This window comes from uncultured Caulobacter sp. (genome assembly GCF_937900395.1).
In the GTDB taxonomy this organism is placed as follows: Bacteria; Pseudomonadota; Alphaproteobacteria; order Caulobacterales; family Caulobacteraceae; genus Caulobacter.
In genome coordinates this window covers 1-19,546 of the sequence record NZ_CALCDX010000101.1, presented here as the reverse complement: position 1 = coordinate 19,546, position 19,546 = coordinate 1, and the positions used below count along the sequence as shown (strand labels likewise).

The window sequence follows — 19,546 nt, the reverse complement described above, 5'->3', positions numbered from 1 at the left end:
GGGTCAGACGCGGATCGAGACGGTGTCGCCGTGCAGCCTCGGCCAAACGGCGCGCCAGCGGGCCTTGAGGCTGTGGAGGGCGACCAGGGCGAACACCGCCAGCAGGGCGAAGCCGATGAAGCCGGACTGGTAGGAGCCGGTCATCTTCTTGGCCAAGCCCAGGGTGGAGGCCAGGTAGAAGCCGCCGATGCCGCCCGTCATGCCGATCAGGCCGGTCATGACGCCGATCTCCCTCCGGAAGCGCTGCGGGGCCAGCTGGAAGACCGCGCCGTTGCCGGCGCCTAGCGCCAGCATCGAGAACATCAGCACCGCCAGGGCCATGTAGGCCGAAGGCAGCTGGAAACTGGCGACCGTCAGACCGATCGCCGCGAGAGCGTAGACGAAGCTCAGCGTCCGCACCCCGCCGAAGCGGTCGGCCAGGGCCCCGCCCACCGGTCGGATGAATGAGCCGGCGAATACGCAGGCCGCCGTGAAGAAGCCGGCGATCACCGGGTCCAGGGCGTATTCGGAATTGAAGTACATGGTCAGCGACGAGGCCAGGCCGACGAAGCCGCCGAAGGTGACCGCGTAGAGCAGCATCAACCACCAGGCGTCCGGGATCTTCAGGACGTCCAGGTACTCGCTCAGCTTCTTGGGCGCGGGCTGTTCGGGCGCGTCCTTGGCCAGCAGCATGTAGACGACGAAGGCGATCGCCAGCGGGATGGCGGCGAGGCCGATCACGGCCTGCCAGCCGAAGGCCTTGGCCAGGGCCGGCGCGAACAGCGCCGCCAAGGCGGTGCCCGAGTTGCCGGCGCCGGCGATGCCCAGGGCCAAGCCCTGATGCTCCTGCGGATACCAGCGCGAGGCCAGCGGCAGAGCGACCGCGAACGAGGCGCCGGCCACGCCCAGGATCACGCCCAGGGCCAGCACCTGATGATAGTTGTGGATCCCGACCGCCCAGGCCAGCACCAGGCCCGCCAGCACGATCAGCTGGCCGATCATGCCCGTCTTCTTCGGGCCGATCCGGTCGACCAGCACGCCGTTGACCAGGCGCAGCACGGCGCCGGCCAGGACGGGAACGGCCACCATCAGGCCCTTCTGGGCGGGATCGAGATGGAAGTCCTTGGCGATGGCGACGCCCAGCGGGCCCAGGATCACCCAGACCATGAAGCTGAGATCGAAATAGAGGAAGGCGGCGAACAGGGTCGGCGCATGGCCGGCCTTCAGGAAGTCGCGGGAGATCATGACGGCCTCGGATGTTTGCGTGTCTGCGAGAGCGGAGCGTCGTCGCTCCGGGTGGCTGACCGCATCCGAGCGGTCCTCTGGCAGCCGCGAACGCCGTTGTTCGTTGGCCTGAACTAGAGGGGAAACGATGCCGGGCGATCTGTCACGCGGGCCCGAGACGTGGAGACCGCCATCAACGCCCGGCGCTCACTTGCTCATCATTGAGGCAGGGACGGCGCCCACGAAGAAGGCAGATCAGCCCTGAACGCGGCCGATGTCGAAGCTCTCGGCATAGGCTCGCGCGGCGTTCGGGTCGAACGGGCGTCCGTCAAAAAGCCGCGCGTCGACGGGGGCGACGGCGTCGGCGAACACGAGCGCCGGCTCCAAGACGGGACCTAGCGACAAGGCCGCCTCCCGATAGAGATCGGGCCGATAGACTTGGTCGACGATGGCGTTCGGGTCCTGGCTCGCGTCGATCTGTCCCCAGCGGATCATCTGGGACAGGAACCAGAGGCCATGCTCGCGGCGCGGCAGCCCGGCGGCGTCCCGGTGGAAGATCAACTCGTGCTCCAGGGCCCTGGCGATCGCCGTCGGCGTCGCCTCGATACGATCGGGGCCGGCGAGATGCGCGATGAGCGCGTCGCGATTTTCGGGGGCGTCCGCCCAGGCCGCTCCGCGAATGATCGCCCGCAAAAGCGCGCGTAACTCGTCGGGTTTCTGGGCGGCCAGCGAACCGCTTACCCCGAGGACCTTGTCCGGTCCGCCCGGCCAAAGCTGAGACGAAGTCGCCAGGATGCGCCCTATCCCCTCCAGCTCGGCGACGGCGTTCCAAGGCGCCCCGACGCAGAAGCCGTCAATCTCCCCCGCCCGCATCCGCTCCACCATGCGCGGCGGCGGGATCACGACGAGGCGTACGTCGCGGTCCGGGTCGATCCCCCCCTGCGCCAGCCAGTAGCGCAGCAGATAGTTGTGCATCGAGTAGGGAAAGACGACGGCGAAGGTCAACGGCCCATCGCCCCGCGCGCGCCGCTCGGCGATCAGCGCTTGGAGGCGCGCGGCGGAGGGCGGCTGCCCTGCGATGTCCGTCGACACCCCGCCCAGCGCCTCGAACAGCGCCATCGAAACCGTGATGGCGCTGCCGTTCCGGTTCAAAGCCAACGGCGCCAGCACGGCGCTACCGGATTCCTCGGCAGCCGTCGCTAGGGCCATCGGCGCCAGCATATGGGAGCCGTCCAGCGCGCCGACGGCGACCTTGTCGCGGACGGTCGCCCAGGAGGCCTCGCGGACCAGCTCGACGGCCAGCCCCTCGTCCTCGAAGAAGCCTTGGGTCTGGGCGGCGATCAGCGGCGCGCAATCGGTCAGCGGAATGAAGCCGAGGCGGAGCTCAGACAGGCCGCTCACGAAGCATCCCCCTTCAGCACGCCCGCGAAGGCCAGGAGGTCCGCGGCGATCACGCCGATCGGCTTGCCGCGATCCATGGCCAGCTTGCGCAACAGGCGATAGGCCCCGTCCTCGTCCAGGCCCCGCTCCTTCATAAGGAGGCCTTTGGCCCGGTCCACGACCTTGCGCGACTCCAAGTCCGCCTTCGCCCTAGCCAGATCGCTACGAAGCTGGCGCGTCAGGGCGAACCGGCTCATGGCCACGTCCAGGATGGAGCGTACGCGGTTCGGCGCCAGGCCATCGACCACATAGGCGGCCACCCCGGCGCGCACCGCCTGCTCGGCGAGACCCGGTTCGGATCGGTCGACAAACATCACCACCGGATGGCCGTGGCTCGACTCCTTGAGGCTGTCGAGCGTGTCGCGGTCGGGGCTCTCGGCGGCGATGACCACCACATCTGGTGCGAACGACAGGACTTCGGCTTCGTCATAGAGGGCCGAATGGCGCACCTCGAGGGGCTCGATACCCTCAAGCCCTTCAACCACCAGCTCGGCCCGGACCTGATCGGGATCTATGACGAGAACGCGCATGAGCCTGACCTAGGCGTTCGCGGAGGCATTTGTGGAGCGCGGCCACGCCGCTGCCTTTCGCAAAGTCAAAACTGCCCAAATCACAGGCGCCGTCAAATTCGTCCGTGAAAGCGCTTCAAGCCGCCCACCGAGGCCAGGTCTCCCTACGCCCCTTTCCGTCGACACCTTCTCATGGGCGATGTGGACGAGGAGCCATGACGCATAGCTGACCAATTTAGTCGGGAATTAATGAAAAGATGAATTCGGTTTGGACGGTGAGCGACGCAGAGGCGGCGGCATCGATCAGAGAAACCTTGAAAGCCGGCGCCAATGCAGATACTGCGACGCACTCGCAATATCTGGATCTCGCAATGCCTCCTCGTTTCGCCTGGCTGCTGTCGTCATCGCTGGCTTGCGCCGCTCTCGCCGGTCCCGCGCTCGCCCGCCAAGCCGACGACTCGTGGGTGGACGCGGTCGTCATCACCGGCTCGCAGGTGCGCCTGCCCCCCGCCTACGCCGGCGGTCAGATCGCCAAGGGCGCGCGAGTCGGCCTGCTGGGCGCGCTCGACACGATGGACACGCCGTTCGCGATCACCAGCTACACCGAGGCCCTGGTTCGTAACCAGCAGGCGCGCAGCATCGCCGACGTCCTTCAGAACGACCCGACCGTCCGCGTCTCCAAGGGCTTCGGCAACTTTCAGGAGCTGTACATCGTCCGCGGCTTCCCCGTGTTCTCGGACGACATGACCTATAACGGCCTCTATGGGGTTCTGCCCCGACAGTTCGTGGCGGCCGAACTGGTGGAACGGGTTGACGTGTTCCGCGGCGCCAACGCCTTCCTGAACGGCGCCGCGCCCGGCGGCAGCGGCGTCGGCGGCGCCTTCAACCTGGCGCCCAAGCGCGCGCCCGGCGCCCCGCTGACCCGCTTCACCGCCGGCTGGGACGGCGGAAGCCAATTTTATGGCTCGGCCGACGTGGCCCGCCGCTTCGGCGAGAACGACGCCTACGGCGCGCGCGTGAACCTGTCCCTGCGCGACGGCGAAACGGCGGTCGACAACGAGAAGCGGAACCTGAAGGTCGTCGGCCTGGGCCTGGACCGTCGCGGCGACCGCGCGCGCTTCTCGGCCGATCTCGGCTGGCAGGACCATCACATCGACGCGCCTCGCCCGACCGTGACTCCGGCCGGCGCGATCCCGAAGGCGCCGGACGCCAGCGAAAACTTCGCCCAGCCCTGGACCTATACCGACGAGCGCCAGCTGTTCGGGGCGGCGCGCGGCGAGTTCGACCTGACCGACACGGTCAGCGCCTGGGCCGCCGTCGGCGGCCGCAAGGGCAAGGAAGACAATGTGCTGGCCAACCCGACGGCCCAGCCGGACGGGACGCTCTCCGCCTATCGCTTCGACAACGTGCGCAAGGACACCATCGTCTCAGCCGACGCCGGCCTGCGCGCCAAGTTCGAGACGGGGCCGATCGGTCACGCCATCGTCGCCTCGGTCGCCTCGGTGAACCTGAAATCCAGGAACGCCTACGCCTTCTCGAACTTCGCCGGCTTCGCCAGCAACCTCTACCGCCCCGTCGCGGCGGCCTCCCCGAACCCCGACTTCTTCGTGGGCGGCTCCAAGTCGGACCCGAACGTCACCGAACGCGCCAAGAACCAGAGCCTCGCCATCGCCGACACCGTGTCGGTGCTGGACGGCAAGCTGCTGCTGACCGCCGGCCTGCGTTACCAGGACGTCCAGACGCGCTCGTACGACTACAACACCGGCGCGCGGAACGCCGCCTATGACGGCCACGCCACGACGCCCGCGCTGGCGGCGGTGTTCAAGCCCAGCGACAAGGTCTCGCTCTACGCCAACTATGCCGAAGCGCTGGTTCCCGGAAAGACCGCGCCCGCCCAGATCAACGGCGTGGCCGTGGCCAACGCCGGCGAGATCCTGTCGCCGTTCCGCGGCAAGCAGACCGAGGTGGGCGCCAAGTACGACGCCGGCGCGTTCGGCGGCGCGGTCAGCCTCTTCCGCACGACCCAGCCCAGCGAGTTCTTCGAGACCGCCAGCCGTCGCTACACCGACGGCGGCGAGCAGGAGAACAAGGGCGTCGAGCTGACGGTCTATGGCCAGCCGCTCGATGGCCTGCGCCTGCTGGGCGGCGCGACCTGGCTGGACGCCAAGGTCAATCGCGCCCTGACGGCGGGTCTGACGGGCAAGCCGCCGATTGGCGTTCCGGACTTCCAGGCCAATCTAAACGTCGAATGGGACGTGAAGGCCGCGCCAGGCCTGACCGTCGAGGGGCGCGTGACCCACACCGGCTCACAACCGGCCGACGCCGCCAACACGGTCAGCCTGGACGCCTGGACCCGCCTCGACGCCGGCGCCCGCTACGCCTTCGAGGCCGGCGGCCGCCCGGTCACCCTGCGCGCCCGCGTCGAGAACCTGGCCGGCAAGGACCAGTGGGTCGCGGTCGGCGGGTATCCCGGCGCGAACTACCTGACGCTGGGCGCGCCGCGCACCCTGCGCCTGTCGGTCAGCACGGACTTCTAGACCGGATGAGGGCCCGGACGCTCCGCGCCTGGTCGTGGGTTCACAAGTGGTCGAGCCTGGTCTCGACCGCTTTCCTGCTGATGCTGTGCCTCACCGGTTTGCCCCTCGTGTTCACGCACGAGATCGAGCACGTCCTGCTCAGCGAGCCCTGGCGGCCGGCGCGTCCGGACGGGCCCAGGCTGAACCTCGACCAGGTGCTGGAGACGGCCTTGGCGCGCAAACCAGGCGAGGTCCCGGCCTTCATGAGCTTCGACGAGGACCGGCCGGTGGTGAACGTCACCAGCGTCGAGCCGGGCGGCAAGGCGGGCGTCTACAGCTTCCAGCCGATCGACCAGACCAGCGGCGACGCCGCACCGCTGGTCGCCGGCCACCCCGTCATGGAGTTTCTGCTCCAGCTGCACACCGACATGTTCCTGGGCCTGCCGGGAATGTTGTTTCTCGGACTCATGGGCCTGCTGCTGATCGCGGCCGTGGTCTCGGGCGTCGTGCTCTACGCGCCATTCATGCGCCGCCTGCCGTTCGGCGTGGTGCGATCTGGCAAGCAGGCGCGGACGCGCTGGCTGGACTATCACAACCTGCTGGGCGCGGTGACCGTGGCCTGGGTGCTGGTCGTCGGCGCGACCGGCGTCGTCAACACCCTGGCGACGCCCATCATCGACTATTGGAAGAACACCGCGCTGAAGGAGCTGACGCACGCCTATGCCGCTCCCGCGCCACTGGGCCGGCGCAGCTCCCTGCAAGCGGCCGTGGACCGCGCGAAGGCCGCCCTGCCCGGCATGACGCTGCAGTTCGTGGCCTTTCCCGGCTCGAGCTATTCGACCGATCATCACTACGCGGTCTTCTTCCATGGCGACACGCCGCTGACCGCGCACCTGACGACCCCCGCCTTGATCGACGCGCGGACGGGCCAGCTCGCGGCGGTGGCGCCGACGCCTTGGTACGTGAAGGCGCTGTCCCTCTCGCAGCCCCTGCACTTTGGCGACTACGGAGGTCTTGGCCTCAAGGTGGTCTGGGCGCTGCTGGACCTCGCCACGATCGTGATTCTGGGGTCGGGTCTCTATCTCTGGCTGGCCAAGCGGAAGCGCGCGCGATGAAGTCCGGCGGGCATCATCTGACCTTGTGGCAGGTGTTCCGGGTCCCGATCGGGGTCGGGTCACTGAGCGTTTTTGGCCTGCTCGCCGCCCTGCTCGGCGACGGCGTCTGGGATGCGGTCGGCGCCGGCGCGCTGGCGGGCTCGATCGTTGTGCTTGCCTGGGCGCTGGTCGCGCGTCGGCGCTGAGCCGTGACCCGCCCAGCTCGCGCGCTCAGATGCAAATGCGATTGACTTGCAATATTATCTAAAGTAGCGCCCTCGGTCATGTTTCGTCCGGGGGTTTCCATGCGTCGTTGTCTGCTGACCGCTTGCTCTTTCACGATCTTGAGCCTGGCTCAGGCCGCCTGGGCCGACGAGGTCGGCGCCACGCCGACGAGCGATGACCAGTCCACCGCCGTCGAAGCCGTCGTGGTCACTGGCGAAAAGACCTCACGTTCGCTGCAACAGACCGTCACGAGCGTCGCGGTCACCACCGCCGCCCGCATCGAGCGCGAGAACATCCAGACCTTCTACGACGTGGTCGCCCGCACGGCGAACATGAGCGAGACCTACGGCAAGACCGGCTTCACGATCCGGGGCGTCAGCAATATGAACGTCTCGGGCGGCGGGACCGGCGGCTTGGCGACGGTCTATGTCGACGGCGCCGCCCTGCCGATCGAAGCGGTCTATGGCGGCCCGCTGGAGATGTGGGACATCGGCCAAGTCGAGGTGCTGCGGGGTCCGCAATCCACCCTGCAGGGCCGCAACTCCCTGGCCGGCGCGGTGATCATCACTTCAGCCAACCCGACCTACACGCCGCAGTTCCGAGCCCGCGTGAACCTGGCCAGCGGCGACGAGCGCACCTTCGCCTTCGCGGCCGGCGGCCCGATCGTCGCCGATCAGCTGGCCTTCCGCGCCGCGGTCGAGAAGAAGGACAGCGACGGCTTCATCTACAATCCGACGCTGAAGCGCGACATCGACGCGCTGGACAGCCTGACCGTTCGGGGCAAGCTGCTGTTCACACCGACGGCGCTCCCGGATCTCAAGGCGACCCTGACCTACGCCCACAGCAACCGCGACGCGGGCTACCAGTTCACCTACGCCCGGATCGATACGCCGGAATTCTACAAACACCGGGTGGACCTGTCGGGCGATCCGACGCGCACCAAGACCAAGACCGACATCCTGACGGCCGACGTCGCCTACAAGCTCGGCGACACCCTGACCTTAAACGCGATCGCCTCGTTGAACACGGTGAAGACCGACGCCACCTACGACCTCGACTTCGCGGCGGCTCGAATTTCTTACGGCGCGCGCGGCCAACACACCGACACCGCGTCCCAGGAACTGCGCCTGAACCATGACGGCGAGCGCCTGAAGGGCCTGATCGGTCTCTATCACGCCAAGCGCGACGCCCAGGACAAGACCACCAGCCAGGTCAACGTCGCTTTCCCGCGGGCGACCCTGGTCAACACCCTGACCTCGACCCTGTTGGCTGGCGTCCCCAGCCCCACGGCCGCCCAGCAGGCCGCCGCCTCCGCCCAGGCCAACGCCTTCGCCAATCTCTACATCGCGGCCTTGCCCGTGATCCCCGTGGACTACGCGGGCGACCAGCCTTCGGTGATCGAAACCAGCGCCATCTTCGCCGACGCCAGCTACGCCCTGACCGACAAGCTGAGCTTGCTGGGCGGCTTCCGGTACGACCACGAGAAGAACACCAGCGCCAGCACCCAGGTCGCCCGCTTCACGGGAGCCTATCCCTCCCCCTCCGCCTTCGGCGCCTACGCGCCTTACGTGACCCTGGTGAACGCCTTTGTCACCAACATGGTGGCCCAGGCGGGCTCATCGGCGCCCAAGACCGCCCGGACCTTCAACGCCTTCCTGCCCAAGGTCGGCGTCAAGTACGACTGGACGCCGGACATCAACACCAGCTTCGTCGCTCAGCGCGGCTATCGCTCCGGCGGCTCGACGGTGAACATCGCCCGCTCGACCGTCGTCGCCTACGATCCCGAGTACACCTGGAACTACGAAGCCTCGCTGCGCACGGCCTGGCTGGACGGGACCCTGACAGTCAACGCCAACGCCTTCTATGTCGACTGGAAGGACCAGCAGGTCACGGTGAACCTGGGCCTGAACAGCTACGACTACGAGGTCCGCAACGCGGGCAAGTCACACCTCTATGGGTTCGAGCTGGAAGTCGCCCAGCGCGTCACCGACGCCCTGTCGTGGTACGCCTCGCTGGGGCGCACCAAGACCAAGTTCGACGACTTCGCGATCACTTCGGGCGTCGACACGCGCAACCTGGCGGGATCGGAGTTCCCCTACGCGCCGCACTGGACGGTGGCGATGGGCGCCGACCATCGCTGGTCCAACGGCCTGATCGCGCACCTGGACGGGAACTACCGGTCCAGCAGCTATTCCTCGGCCGGCTTGCAGCAGGCGCAAGATGACGTCGTCAAAAAGCGCGTGATCTTCAACGGTCGCTTCGGCTACCAGAGCGCCCACTGGGGCGCCTATGTCTACGGCCGGAACCTGCTGAACGCGACCTACGCCCAGTACACGCGCGCCGATCTCGGTGTCGCGCTGCTGAGCGAGCCCCGCGTGCTGGGCCTGACTCTGGAGACGCGCTGGTGAGCGCGCTCTGGGTTCTGGCCCTGAGCCCACTGCCACTGGCTGGCGCGGCTCTGCTGAAACGCGCCTGGGACGGACCCAGCCCGCGGCGGCCTTGGCTCATTCTCGGCGGCTGGAGCCTCATGGCTCTGGCGATCGGCGTCTCGGCCCCCTTGATGGGACCCGCGCGAGGGCCCTCCGCCATGCTGGCGGTGGGATCCACGGCGATCCTCGCCTTCGTGGCGACCGGCGTCGAGCGCCGGACCGCCCGCAAGAAGGCCGCGCGAGAGCTGGCGCCCGAACCCTCGGACCGCCGCCGCGTCGCCTGGCGCGGCTGGCTGCGCGGCTTCCTGGCCGGCCCGCTGGCGGGCGTGGCCGCCCTGGGCTGCGGCTTGGCAGTGGCGATCTGCGCACCCGGCCAGATCCAGACCCGGATGGTCATCGGCGGGCTGATCGTGCCGTTCCTGTGGGCGGGCGGCATGGCCTGGACACTGTCCGACGACAAGATTCTCCGGGCCTTCGCTGTGCTGGCGAGCGTCGCGACCCTGACCCTGGGCGCAGCCTTTCTGAAGGGGGCGCTGTGATGGACGCTTCTCCCGACAAGATCGCGGCCGCGAAGACCAAACCGGCAGGCAAACCGATCTGGCCGAAGATTCCCGCTGAGTTCGTGCGCGCCATGCTGGCCGGTCACTCGGCCCTGGGCCTGGCCTTCGCGGCCCTGATCTATCTTGTCTGCTTCTCCGGATCGGTGGCGGTGTTCACCCAGGAATTCACCCGCTGGGAGCGGCCGGAAGGTCCGGTTCTGCACGCCGTCTCGCCAAGTGCGGTGGACGCGGCTGTCCAGGCGACACTGGCAAAGAACCCCAAGGCCCATGACCTGCTCGTGCGCCTCCCGACGCCCGACCATCCGCGCCTGAGCGTTCATGGCGACGACGCGGCCGGCGGCGAACGCACCTATGTCGCCGACCAGGCCGGCCGGCTGGTCGGCGAGGCGCAAACGCCGTGGACCGAATTCCAGACCGAGCTCCACACGGTGTTGCACCTGCCGCGCGCCTGGGGCGGGTTCGTGGTCGGGCTGACGGGCGTGGCGCTGCTGTCGTCGCTGGTCTCGGGCGTACTGTCGCATCCGCGGGTGTTCAGGGACGCCTTCGCCTTCCGCTGGGGCGGTTCCAAGCGCCTGCAGGAGGCCGATCTGCACAATCGCATCTCGGTGTGGGGCCTGCCCTTCCATCTCGCCGTGTCGCTGACCGGGGCCTTCCTTGGCTTGACCACGATCATCGTCGGCGTCCTCGCGCTGGCCACCTTCAAGGGCGACGCCAGCAAGGCCTACGCGCTTTTCCGAGGCCCGACCGTCGTTGATGATCCACGACCGGCCGCCAAGGTCATCGACGTTGGCTCGGCGCTTGCCGACATCGCGGCTCGCTATCCCGACGCCCAGCCAACCTACATCTATGTCGAGCACCCCGGCGAACGCGGTCAACACGCCATCATCAATCTCGCCACCGAGGGACGTCTGTCGCGTGGCGAGACGGTCGTCGTCGATGGAGAAAGCCGGATTCTGGGCGAGGTCGGATACGAGAGCGGCTCGCTGGGCTTCCGCGTGCTGTCGGCCATGACCCCGCTGCATTTCGGCTGGTTCGGCGGGTGGCCAGTGAAGATCGCCTATTTCCTTCTGGGCCTCGGCCTCACCGCCGTCACCGCCAGCGGCGTGGCGATCTGGCTGGCGCGGCACCGCGACAAGGGCCGGCCCGCGCCGGGCTGGGAGCGGCTCTGGACAGCCTTCGCCTGGAGCCAGCCGTTCGCCTACGCTCTTTCGGCCTTGGTCAGCCTGCTATCACCCACCCCAGCCCCGGTGGCGGTCTGGGGTTTGGCGACCCTGTTCGCATGCGGCTCGGCCGTCTTCGGGACTCCACGCGGACTGTCCATCATGCTGCGTCGGATCAGCGCTGGCCTCCTCGCCCTGACGGCCATCGCGCACAGCGCGTCATACGTCAGCGTTATGGCCGATCCGATCGGCTGGGCGATAGACGCCGCGCTGCTCGCGGCGGCGTTGACCCTGGCGTTAACCACCCTGCCCCGGGGATACCTCATCAGGCGCTAACGAAGCTCCGGCCGGCGAGCCAGGGAGGCGCCGTACAATAAGCGGATTTTCATCTTCCAGCGGTCATCGCCATCTCGTAGCTTACAAGCCCCATAGGGTCCTCGCGATGCCGCGCACTACAACCAGGCCCGGGCCTGATCCAGCTTTCATGCCGGCGCGCCCGCCTCGTGTACCGGTCATAGGCGGTGTCGTTGCCAGAGGGCGCCGCGCCTTTGCGACGCCCTCGGCCAGGTGAGACTAGTGGACCTTGTCGACCGTGAGGTAGGCGAGCGTCTGATTGAGCAGCATGTAGGCGATTTCGCCGAAGGTCACGGGCCCCACGAAGTCGCCAGTCCGCTTTCCTTCGAGATTCGCATAGGCGTAGTTCAAGATGCAGTTGCAGGAAAAGACCGTGCTTTGTTCGGCCTTCTCCCCCACCTGGCGCGCGAACTCCGCGACGTAGTCTGAGATGGGTTCCGCGAACCGGTAGGTCACGCCCTTGAAAACCGGAGCGTAGAGCGTCACGCGGCCCGCCTCGACATCAACCGACTGGATCGAGACGTTGATCATCGCGCCATTGAAGTCGGCGACGAGGGGAAGTTGGGTGTCGACGCCTTGGTCAGTGATGAAGCGAGCCAGGTTGGCGGCCTTGCCGTCGATCCGGCAGTTTCCCTCGACCTCGAACCCTTCGCCGTCGAACTCGATGGCCGGGCCGACGCCCTGCTTGAAGAGATTGATGATGTCGAGGTGGGCCGACAACCCTTGCGGCAGCGTAACATGCATGACCACAGCCTCGCCGCCGCGCGTAAGGCCGTCTCCAGCAAAGCTCTTGGGCGCGCGGACGCCGACTTCCGAAAGGTGAACGCCGGCGATCCAGCCGATCAGCGGAGAATTGAAGACGCCTGCGTAGCCCTGGACATTGCGCGCGAAGGCCGAGTGGATGGCGCTCATGCCCGGCAAGATGATCACGGAGAAGCCACGGTCGGAATAGTCGTCGCCTAGGGTGGGAAGAGAGGCTTCGTCGTAGACCCGGACATCGACCGAAGCGGCATAGTCGGTGATGTCGGTCACCAGGACGTGAGCCTGATCGGTGACACCGCCGTCAGCGGTGATGAAGTTGGCCGCGGTGCCGCCAATCCATGAGCCGTTGGGCAATGACGAAAGTATCGTCTCGTCGCCGGCCAGCAGCAGGGTTCGCCCCGCCTCGATCAGGCGAGCGGCTTCGGTAGGGGTCACCAGTTTTGTATTGGACATGATCACTCCTCGCCCACTAGCTACAGATCAGGGCAAGATCGGCTTGGGCGATCTTGAGGTTTTTTTCGAAGAACTCGTAGATTTCGTCGGCGCATCGACCAACATTGGACGCCGAAGGATCGACGCCGGTTTCCCTGACAATGCGCGTCATCATGATCTTCATCGCCAGCATGTTCCAAGGCCGATTAATCCGACCCGTGGCCACGTCGCGCCAACAGGCGTCGTTCCTGGCGGGGAGAGGCAATTCGCCGCTCATGCGTCCTCCTTGTCATTGTTCGTCGCCGGCCGTTGAGAGCGAGCAGCGATGGGTCAAAAATATCGTCTAGCGCGATGAAGAAAATCGGCGAAAAATGAATAACGAATACATAAAAGCAACCGCGCCCTTGTGACGCACCCAAAACAATACAATATTGACGAAGCAAAACTTCAGTAATTCCGATAACCTTACCGCACCTCGACCTAAAGTCGCGGCTTGACTCGAAGCGCCGCGCCGCGGGCGCGCTCGCGATCATGGAGCCGCCAAGGAGATCATCACGTCGGGCCTAGCCAAGCCGCCTGGGCGCGCAGTGTCAGCCGCCGGCAGATGAGCCGTCAGTCTTGGTCTAGCCTATGAGAAGGCGGGGTCGATATCGACGATGTCGAGCCGCCCGGGGGCGCGAGGTCTTGCAGTCCAAGAGCAACAACTCGCCTCCATAGACGGAACGGCGGCCCGCCTCCTGAAATTTGACGCCTCATTGCTTGGCTGTGACCAAGTGCCACGGCTGAAGCGGCGCCGAATACCGATTACAATTCTCGTCTGACAAAACTTAAACGGGCCGGTCTTTGAGGGCAGACGGGAGAGGGCGATGCTGGAAATTGCCAAGAGACGGCATTCTGAGCGTATTCGGGGCGTCCTGGCGGATGGCTCGGCCGCCGCCCGGTCCGCGCTCGCCGCATCTTGGATCAGATCGTCCTCCTGCCATGGCCTGTCTCCAGAAGACGCTAGCGCGCCATGCACGCTGACCTCGAGCGAACTCCGAGAGGCTCAGCAACGTATCGAGCCTCTCATCTCGGCCGCGCAGTCGAGTCTGGACCGTCTCTTCAGGACGATCGGCGCGAACGGCTGTTGCGTCTTGCTCACCGATCAGCAAGGCGTGCCGGTCGATCGGCGCGGCGCCGAAGCCGATGATGAGACGTTTCGGCGTTGGGGGTTATGGACCGGCGCCATCTGGAGCGAGGCCGTCGAAGGCACCAACGGGATTGGGACGTGCCTGGCCGAAGAACGCGCCCTGACGATTCACCGCGATCAGCATTTTCGCGCTCGCAATATCGCCATGAGCTGTTCCGTGGCGCCGATCTATGATCATCAAGGCCGCTTGGCCGCCGCCATTGATGTGTCGTCCTGTCGCGTCGATTGCACCGAAGGCTTTGTCGACCTCATCCTCGCCTCGGTCGCCGATGCGGCCCGTCGGATCGAAGCAGAGCATTTTCAGCGGATGTTCCCGCAGTCCCGCCTGATCTTCGTAGACTGTCACAAGCACGGCGGAGGTTTACTCGCGGTCGATCGCGACGATCTGGTGATCGGCGCCACTCGCAGCGCGCGCCTGGCTCACCATCTGGATGATCAGCGCATCCTGGCCAGGCTGCACGTGGACGAGCTCTTGTTTCCCGAGTCCCGCCTCGACGAGAGCCTCATCCATCTTGAGCGTTCAGGCGTGCAGCACGCCTTGGCGCGGACGTCAGGCAACGTGTCGGCCGCCGCCAAGGCTTTGGGCGTCAGTCGAGCAACCCTCTATAGGAAGCTCGACCGATTGGGGCTGGCCCACCGCGCCTAGGTCCGCCGGCGGGGCGACGGCGCCCGTGTTCGCGACCAGGGCGCCGCCAAATCCCGCGCCGTTTCCCTACTGCATCGCTGAGGCGGTTGGTCGCTGCAGGACGGTGGCTAGGGCCATGGCGACCTGCGCCCAGCTCTCCGGCTGTTCGGATTCTGACAGCGTGGAGATCTGCGCCGATAGGACGGACTTATCGACACTGCCTTCCCGCGCGAGCGCATCGCACAGCGGCAGAAACGTGACGGCGAAAAGCTTTACGATGTCCTGAGAGGTCAGTGTGGGCACACGGTCATTGTCGTTCTGAGCGGGCATGGAAAATCCTGCTGTGCAGGTCCCTCGTGGTGGGCTCGGGGCGTTGCGGGGCGATCGATATCGCGGCGATCAGAGCTCTTCCCAGATCTGATGCGCGGCTGCGCCGGGCTGAACGATGGCCGCCAGTCGCGCCTGAGAGGCGGCGACGGGGTTGCGGCCGGGCGCGTGGCGACCGGCCTCAGCCAGTTCCGGGCGTGGCGCGGCCGCGGCTTTTCCAGTCTCGAAGCGCGCCACAAGCCTCTCCAGCTCGACGGCTTCCGACTTCAAGTTGGCGGCCGCCGCCGTGGCTTCTTCGACCATGGCCGCGTTCTGCTGGGTGACCTGGTCCATCTGGTTTACCGCGGTGTTCACCTGGTTGAGCCCAGTGGCCTGCTCCTGGGACGACTGAGCGATTTCAGAGACCAGGGCGTCAATATCGGCGATCTTGGTCACGATGCCGGTCAGGGCCTTGCCCGTATCCCCGACCAGCCGGACCCCCCGCTCGACCTCGGCCGTGCTGGCGGCGATCAAATCCTTGATCTCCTTGGCCGCCTCGGCGGAGCGTTGCGCGAGGGCCCGGACCTCCTGAGCGACGACCGCGAACCCGCGTCCGGCCTCGCCGGCGCGCGCGGCCTCTACGCCGGCGTTCAGGGCGAGCAAGTTGGTTTGGAAGGCAATCTCGTCAATCACTCCGATGATGTTGGTGATCTTCTTCGAGCTCTGCTCGATCTCGCCCATGGCGCTGACGGCCTCTTCCATGACCTCGCCGGACTTGGAAGCTTCTATCCTGGCCCCGGAAGCCGCCGCGGAGGCCTGCTTTGCGCCCTCGGCGCTACGCTTGACGGTCGCGGTGATCTCGTCGAGCGCGGCGGCGGTTTCCTCGAGGCTAGCGGCCTGCTGCTCGGTCCGGCGAGACAGGTCATCTGAGGCGTCGGCGATCTCGTCAGATCCGGCCCGCAGCCCCGCCGTGGCGACCGAGATCCCGCCCATCGCCACGCGAAGGCTGTCGATCGCGGCGTTGAAGTCGTCCTTGATCTGCTGGTAGCGCCCGCTGAACGGCGCGACGATCTGCGCCGTGAGATCGCCCCGAGCCACACGCTTGAGGCTGTCGGCCAGCGTGTCGACCACAGCGGCCTGTTCGTCGGCGAGCGCCTTGCGCTCAGCCTCGACGATCGCGCGCTCCTCGTCCGCCTTCGCGTTCAGCACCTGGAAATAGTAAAACATGACGACGCTGGCGTCGGAAAACACCGATCGCATCAGGCTGAGCATCAGATCGTCTGAATTCTTCTCGTTCCAACGCTTCTCCTTCACGAGCCCCGAAGCCAGCCCGGCGGCGTAGGCCGCATAGGTTTTGCTGAGGTACGTCGCGAAATCGAGACTGCTGGAGATGTTCTGTGTAATGACTGCCTGCTGCTCGAAGTATTCGGCAGGGAAATTCCCTCTCGCGATAAACGCAAACTTTCTCTTCTCATTTTCCCAGACGTCAGCGGGCAGCGCCGGCAGGGCGGGGTCGATGACGCGGTAGGCGGCGAGAAGCGCGCTTTCGAGGTGCTTCCCAGCGCGCTCGTACACCACCTCTCCGAGCTCGCGGTCATGTGTGTTCCAAGTCACAATCTTTGTTTGAATGTCGGACACGGGCGTTTCCTTTCGTATTTCCTCTGTGGAGGCCTATGCGAATTTCACATCGCCCCCAGTGAAATCTCGGCGCTTCCCATCCCCCCCAATGACAAATGTTGAGTAGATACAATCCAACACCAGGATTATCACTCAACGATCGCCTTGACGAATGGGATTATATTTTTATTTTACTGATGAAATCAGTGTCAGCGAACCCTTACCCACCCTTTAATGAAGACGCCGCGCCCACGATTGCTGTCTCATGGGTGAGACACATTCCGCGCTATTCGCACTATCGTGACCGTCCCGGCAGAAATGCGCCTGTCCGGTCTTCGCCGAAGCCATACCGTCGGGGGCAGCGCGCCGCGCAAGAGTTGGGACTTCCGCGCGCGCCTTGCGGCCTCGCTCCCCAAGACCCGGGCTGGTCGTTACTCTTCGCTTTTCCGCGTCAGAGCGATTTTGAGGCGCCTGCGCGCTAAGCCACCGCGCAGCGGCGACAGACGTGCTGTCTTGCCCGATCCAGCCCGCAGGAAGCAGACATTCCGAACCAAAGCGATGAGTCCGACCTTCGAAGTTTTCGCGGGTCGATCATCTGGATATTGAACCTTGCGGCCGGCGCGCTGTGGTTGCGCATTTTCTCGTACGCCCCGTTGGAATGGGTGTGGCGCTCCCTGGCCCATGGTCGCCCCTGCTGCGGTGAAAATGAGCCTTTGCTATGCCGCCGTTTGGCGCAAGGCGTACCGACGCGCAGTTTGAACCAACGCCCTGAACGCGGCCGAAGCATTTCGGCGGCCTGAATAGTAGAGGCAAAGCGGCGCAATCGGCGGGGTCCAGTCCGTCAGGAACCGGACCATTAGACCGGCGGCGATGTCGTCGGCGACATCCGCTTCCATCAGGTAGCCTATGCCCATGCCGCCCAGGACAGCGGCGCGTACGAGACTTGTTTCATCTAGGGTCAGGGGGCCCTCGGGATCGAGCTGGATAACTTCCCCCGCCTTTTCAAATCCCCAGCGAAGCAGCGCCCCGTTGGGCAGTCGAACCCGAATGCACGGATGGCGCAGCAGATCCGCCGGAACGTGAGGCGGCTCGGCCAGATAGTCGGGCGAGGCGACGACTGCGTGACCGCGAGGGGGGCCCAGAGGCACAGCGATCATGTCGCTCGGAACCAGATCGGCGCGCCGAATGCCGAAATCGAAGCCGTCGGCCACGATATCGACCAGCTTGCCCTCCGTAACCAAGTCCACGTGCACCTGTGGATAGTCGCGCGCGAAATCCAGGATCAGCGGCTCGAAGATCTCCCGCGCGGCGCTCGGAAAAGCATTGATGCGCAGCATGCCGGACGGGGTGTCCTGCTGCGACCGCGCCGCCTCCACCGCGTCATGGATGCTCTGCACCGCTGGACTTAGCTGCGCGACGAACGCCCGCCCCGCGTCCGTCAGAGACACACTGCGGGTCGTGCGATGAAACACCCGCACCCCAAGCCGTTGTTCGAGCCTGGCGACCGTGTTGCTCAACGCGGTCGTCGACAAGCCCAGATCCAGCGCGCCCGCCCGGAAGGATCCTCTGCGAGCGATCGCCAGCACGGCTTCCAGCTCGATCAGCTTGAGGCGCTCCATTATCCCCTCCAGAGCAACACCACATGCCGATTTGTCCCGATTATCTGGATGCTGGTCCAGCTCTAAATTGAGCTCATCGGACGCGTCCAAGACCCATCGCAACGGAAAGCGACGCTTGGGCCGCCCTCCCCTTCCCCAAGAAAGGAGCCGCCATGACCCTCAAGTTGCCTCACCCCATCTCCCGCTATTTCGACGCCGACAAAGGCAAGGACGCCGACGCCACCGCCCAGTGCTTCACGGGCGGAGCGGTCGTCCGCGACGAGCGCAACACCTACGTGGGGCGCGACTCCATCCGTCGCTGGAAGGAGCAGTCGTCCAAGAAGTACGCCTACAGCGTCGAACCGTTCGGGATGGCCGTCGACAAGGGCCGCATCGTTGTGACCGCTCATCTGGTCGGCGACTTCCCCGGCAGCCCCACGGACCTGCGCTACTTCTTCGTCCTGGAGGACGACAAGATCGCCGACCTGGAGATCACGCCGTGAGCCTGGTCGAATTCGAAGGCGTTCGCGCCGTGGTCACCGCCGGCACCAGGGGTGCTGGACGCGCGACGGTCGAACGCCTGCTGCAAGGCGGCGCGAGCGTCGTCACCGCCGCCCGTAGCGCCGCCAACGCCCCCGCCGGCGCGTCTGTCGTGGAAGTCGACCTGACGCGGCCGGAAGGCGCGGAACAGTTGGCCAAGGCGGCGATCGGACGTCTCGGCGGCGTCGATGTCCTCATTCACGTCCTGGGCGGTTCGTCCTCCCCGGGCGGCGGCTTCGCCGCGCTCGAGGACGCGCACTGGACCGCGGAACTCGACCTCAATCTGATGACCGCGGTTCGTCTCGACCGAGCGCTGCTGCCGCAAATGCTCGCGCGTGGCCGTGGCGCGGTGGTCCATGTCTCATCGATCCAGAGGACACTTCCTCTGCCGGAGTCGACCACCGCCTACGCCGCCGCCAAGGCCGCCCTCACAACCTACAGCAAGGCGCTGTCCAAGGAGGTCGGGCCCAAGGGCGTGCGCGTCAACGTCGTGTCTCCCGGATGGATTCACACTGAAGCAGCGGACGATCTCATGCGGCGGATCGCCGACAGTTCGGGCGGCAGCCTCGAAGCGGCCAAGCAGAGTATCCTAGACGCCCTCGGCGGCATCCCGCTCGGCCAGCCGGCCAAGCCCCAGGAGGTGGCGGAGCTGATCGCCTTCCTGGCGTCGGACCGCGCCTCGGCCATTCATGGCGCGGAGTACGTTATCGACGGCGGCACGATCCCCACGATCTAGTCGTCTGAGGTCGCTATCCAGGCTGGGCTTCCAGGGTGTGGCCTTCAAGAAGGCGTCTCGGATAGCGATCTCCCGCTCGCAGCGGAAATATATATCGCGATAATTTTTCACTGGACGCGGCCGAATGTTGCCGCTACATAAATATTATCGCGATAAGGAATATCGCAAAATACTTACAAGGAGACGCCCCCATGATCCGTTCGTTCCGCAGCATCCTGATCGCCGCCGCCGCTATCGCCGGCCTGTCTTCG

The 19,546-nt window shown here is 66.1% G+C and carries 18 protein-coding genes; 10 read left to right on the top strand and 8 right to left on the bottom strand.

The window, feature by feature from the left end; all coding sequences use genetic code 11:
* Positions 1-3: 3 nt before the first annotated feature.
* The 3 genes from Q0379_RS08855 to Q0379_RS08845 all read right to left on the bottom strand — a co-directional run bounded on the left by Q0379_RS08855 (position 4) and on the right by Q0379_RS08845 (position 3,173).
* Positions 4-1,224: a nitrate/nitrite transporter gene (locus Q0379_RS08855; protein ID WP_366519308.1), complete on the bottom strand. Its 1,221-nt coding sequence runs from the start codon at positions 1,222-1,224 to the stop codon at positions 4-6.
* Positions 1,225-1,458: 234 nt separating this feature from the next.
* Complete coding sequence (locus Q0379_RS08850) at positions 1,459-2,604, bottom strand: CmpA/NrtA family ABC transporter substrate-binding protein (protein ID WP_299007225.1); 1,146 nt, start codon at positions 2,602-2,604, stop codon at positions 1,459-1,461.
* A complete protein-coding gene (locus Q0379_RS08845; protein WP_299007223.1) occupies positions 2,601-3,173 on the bottom strand; it encodes an ANTAR domain-containing protein in 573 nt (190 codons plus the stop codon). Before Q0379_RS08845 ends, Q0379_RS08850 begins: the two co-directional genes overlap by 4 nt.
* A 350-nt stretch (positions 3,174-3,523) precedes the next feature.
* Here Q0379_RS08845 and Q0379_RS08840 point away from each other — a divergent pair, with 350 nt between their 5' ends.
* From Q0379_RS08840 to Q0379_RS08815, 6 genes are all read left to right on the top strand, one after another.
* Positions 3,524-5,689, top strand: a complete 2,166-nt coding sequence (locus Q0379_RS08840) for a TonB-dependent siderophore receptor (protein ID WP_299007221.1) — start codon at positions 3,524-3,526, stop codon at positions 5,687-5,689.
* Positions 5,599-6,783: a PepSY domain-containing protein gene (locus tag Q0379_RS08835; RefSeq protein WP_299007219.1), complete on the top strand. Its 1,185-nt coding sequence runs from the start codon at positions 5,599-5,601 to the stop codon at positions 6,781-6,783. The genes Q0379_RS08840 and Q0379_RS08835 overlap by 91 nt, the downstream gene beginning before the upstream one ends.
* Positions 6,780-6,968, top strand: a complete 189-nt coding sequence (locus tag Q0379_RS08830; RefSeq protein ID WP_299007217.1) for a hypothetical protein — start codon at positions 6,780-6,782, stop codon at positions 6,966-6,968. Before Q0379_RS08835 ends, Q0379_RS08830 begins: the two co-directional genes overlap by 4 nt.
* A gap of 99 nt (positions 6,969-7,067) precedes the next feature.
* Positions 7,068-9,395 carry a TonB-dependent receptor gene (locus Q0379_RS08825; RefSeq protein ID WP_299007215.1) on the top strand — a complete coding sequence of 776 codons (2,328 nt, stop codon included), beginning with the start codon at positions 7,068-7,070 and terminating at the stop codon, positions 9,393-9,395.
* Positions 9,392-9,955, top strand: coding sequence for a hypothetical protein (locus Q0379_RS08820; protein ID WP_299007213.1), 564 nt, complete (start codon positions 9,392-9,394; stop codon positions 9,953-9,955). The genes Q0379_RS08825 and Q0379_RS08820 overlap by 4 nt, the downstream gene beginning before the upstream one ends.
* The gene (locus tag Q0379_RS08815) at positions 9,955-11,472 is read left to right on the top strand and encodes a PepSY-associated TM helix domain-containing protein (protein WP_299007210.1); all 1,518 of its coding nucleotides are present in this window, start codon (positions 9,955-9,957) and stop codon (positions 11,470-11,472) included. Before Q0379_RS08820 ends, Q0379_RS08815 begins: the two co-directional genes overlap by 1 nt.
* A 237-nt stretch (positions 11,473-11,709) precedes the next feature.
* On the opposite strand, the gene Q0379_RS08810 is transcribed toward Q0379_RS08815, so the two are convergent.
* Both Q0379_RS08810 and Q0379_RS08805 read right to left on the bottom strand, forming a co-directional pair.
* Entirely contained in the window at positions 11,710-12,705 is a 996-nt protein-coding gene (locus tag Q0379_RS08810; protein WP_299007208.1) for a hypothetical protein, read from the bottom strand.
* A 16-nt stretch (positions 12,706-12,721) separates the two neighbouring features.
* The gene (locus Q0379_RS08805; protein WP_299007206.1) at positions 12,722-12,961 is read right to left on the bottom strand and encodes a hypothetical protein; all 240 of its coding nucleotides are present in this window, start codon (positions 12,959-12,961) and stop codon (positions 12,722-12,724) included.
* Between the two features lie 589 nt (positions 12,962-13,550).
* Between Q0379_RS08805 and Q0379_RS08800 the strand changes: the two genes are divergently transcribed.
* Positions 13,551-14,519 carry a GAF domain-containing protein gene (locus Q0379_RS08800; protein WP_299007204.1) on the top strand — a complete coding sequence of 323 codons (969 nt, stop codon included), beginning with the start codon at positions 13,551-13,553 and terminating at the stop codon, positions 14,517-14,519.
* A gap of 66 nt (positions 14,520-14,585) precedes the next feature.
* Here Q0379_RS08800 and Q0379_RS08795 read toward each other — a convergent pair whose 3' ends face one another.
* Positions 14,586-14,828: a hypothetical protein gene (locus Q0379_RS08795; RefSeq protein ID WP_299007202.1), complete on the bottom strand. Its 243-nt coding sequence runs from the start codon at positions 14,826-14,828 to the stop codon at positions 14,586-14,588.
* 69 nt (positions 14,829-14,897) lie between these two features.
* Positions 14,898-16,442, bottom strand: coding sequence for a methyl-accepting chemotaxis protein (locus tag Q0379_RS08790; protein ID WP_299007200.1), 1,545 nt, complete (start codon positions 16,440-16,442; stop codon positions 14,898-14,900).
* Positions 16,443-17,023: 581 nt separating this feature from the next.
* On the opposite strand from Q0379_RS08790, the gene Q0379_RS24170 reads away from it, so the two are divergent.
* Positions 17,024-17,221 (top strand): DUF418 domain-containing protein, encoded by a 198-nt coding sequence (locus Q0379_RS24170; protein WP_366519307.1) that lies wholly within the window; start codon positions 17,024-17,026, stop codon positions 17,219-17,221.
* On the opposite strand, the gene Q0379_RS08785 is transcribed toward Q0379_RS24170, so the two are convergent.
* The gene (locus Q0379_RS08785) at positions 17,138-18,040 is read right to left on the bottom strand and encodes a LysR substrate-binding domain-containing protein (protein ID WP_299007198.1); all 903 of its coding nucleotides are present in this window, start codon (positions 18,038-18,040) and stop codon (positions 17,138-17,140) included. The genes Q0379_RS24170 and Q0379_RS08785 overlap by 84 nt on opposite strands.
* Positions 18,041-18,192: 152 nt before the next feature.
* On the opposite strand from Q0379_RS08785, the gene Q0379_RS08780 reads away from it, so the two are divergent.
* Positions 18,193-18,522, top strand: coding sequence for a nuclear transport factor 2 family protein (locus Q0379_RS08780; protein WP_299007195.1), 330 nt, complete (start codon positions 18,193-18,195; stop codon positions 18,520-18,522).
* Positions 18,519-19,295: an SDR family oxidoreductase gene (locus Q0379_RS08775; RefSeq protein WP_299007192.1), complete on the top strand. Its 777-nt coding sequence runs from the start codon at positions 18,519-18,521 to the stop codon at positions 19,293-19,295. Before Q0379_RS08780 ends, Q0379_RS08775 begins: the two co-directional genes overlap by 4 nt.
* Positions 19,296-19,546: the final 251 nt, after the last annotated feature.

Excerpts from the sequence above, each read along its gene's own strand:
- Q0379_RS08845 (WP_299007223.1), bottom strand. The coding sequence starts at position 3,173 with ATGCGCGTTCTCGTCATAGATCCCGATCAGGTCCGGGCCGAGCTGGTG.
- Q0379_RS08830 (WP_299007217.1), top strand. The coding sequence starts at position 6,780 with ATGAAGTCCGGCGGGCATCATCTGACCTTGTGGCAGGTGTTCCGGGTC.
- Q0379_RS08795 (WP_299007202.1), bottom strand. The coding sequence starts at position 14,828 with ATGCCCGCTCAGAACGACAATGACCGTGTGCCCACACTGACCTCTCAG.
- Q0379_RS08805 (WP_299007206.1), bottom strand. The coding sequence starts at position 12,961 with ATGAGCGGCGAATTGCCTCTCCCCGCCAGGAACGACGCCTGTTGGCGC.
- Q0379_RS08800 (WP_299007204.1), top strand. The coding sequence starts at position 13,551 with ATGCTGGAAATTGCCAAGAGACGGCATTCTGAGCGTATTCGGGGCGTC.
- Q0379_RS08780 (WP_299007195.1), top strand. The coding sequence starts at position 18,193 with ATGACCCTCAAGTTGCCTCACCCCATCTCCCGCTATTTCGACGCCGAC.
- Q0379_RS08825 (WP_299007215.1), top strand. The coding sequence starts at position 7,068 with ATGCGTCGTTGTCTGCTGACCGCTTGCTCTTTCACGATCTTGAGCCTG.
- Q0379_RS08840 (WP_299007221.1), top strand. The coding sequence starts at position 3,524 with ATGCCTCCTCGTTTCGCCTGGCTGCTGTCGTCATCGCTGGCTTGCGCC.
- Q0379_RS08810 (WP_299007208.1), bottom strand. The coding sequence starts at position 12,705 with ATGTCCAATACAAAACTGGTGACCCCTACCGAAGCCGCTCGCCTGATC.
- Q0379_RS08785 (WP_299007198.1), bottom strand. The coding sequence starts at position 18,040 with ATGGAGCGCCTCAAGCTGATCGAGCTGGAAGCCGTGCTGGCGATCGCT.
- Q0379_RS08855 (WP_366519308.1), bottom strand. The coding sequence starts at position 1,224 with ATGATCTCCCGCGACTTCCTGAAGGCCGGCCATGCGCCGACCCTGTTC.
- Q0379_RS08815 (WP_299007210.1), top strand. The coding sequence starts at position 9,955 with ATGGACGCTTCTCCCGACAAGATCGCGGCCGCGAAGACCAAACCGGCA.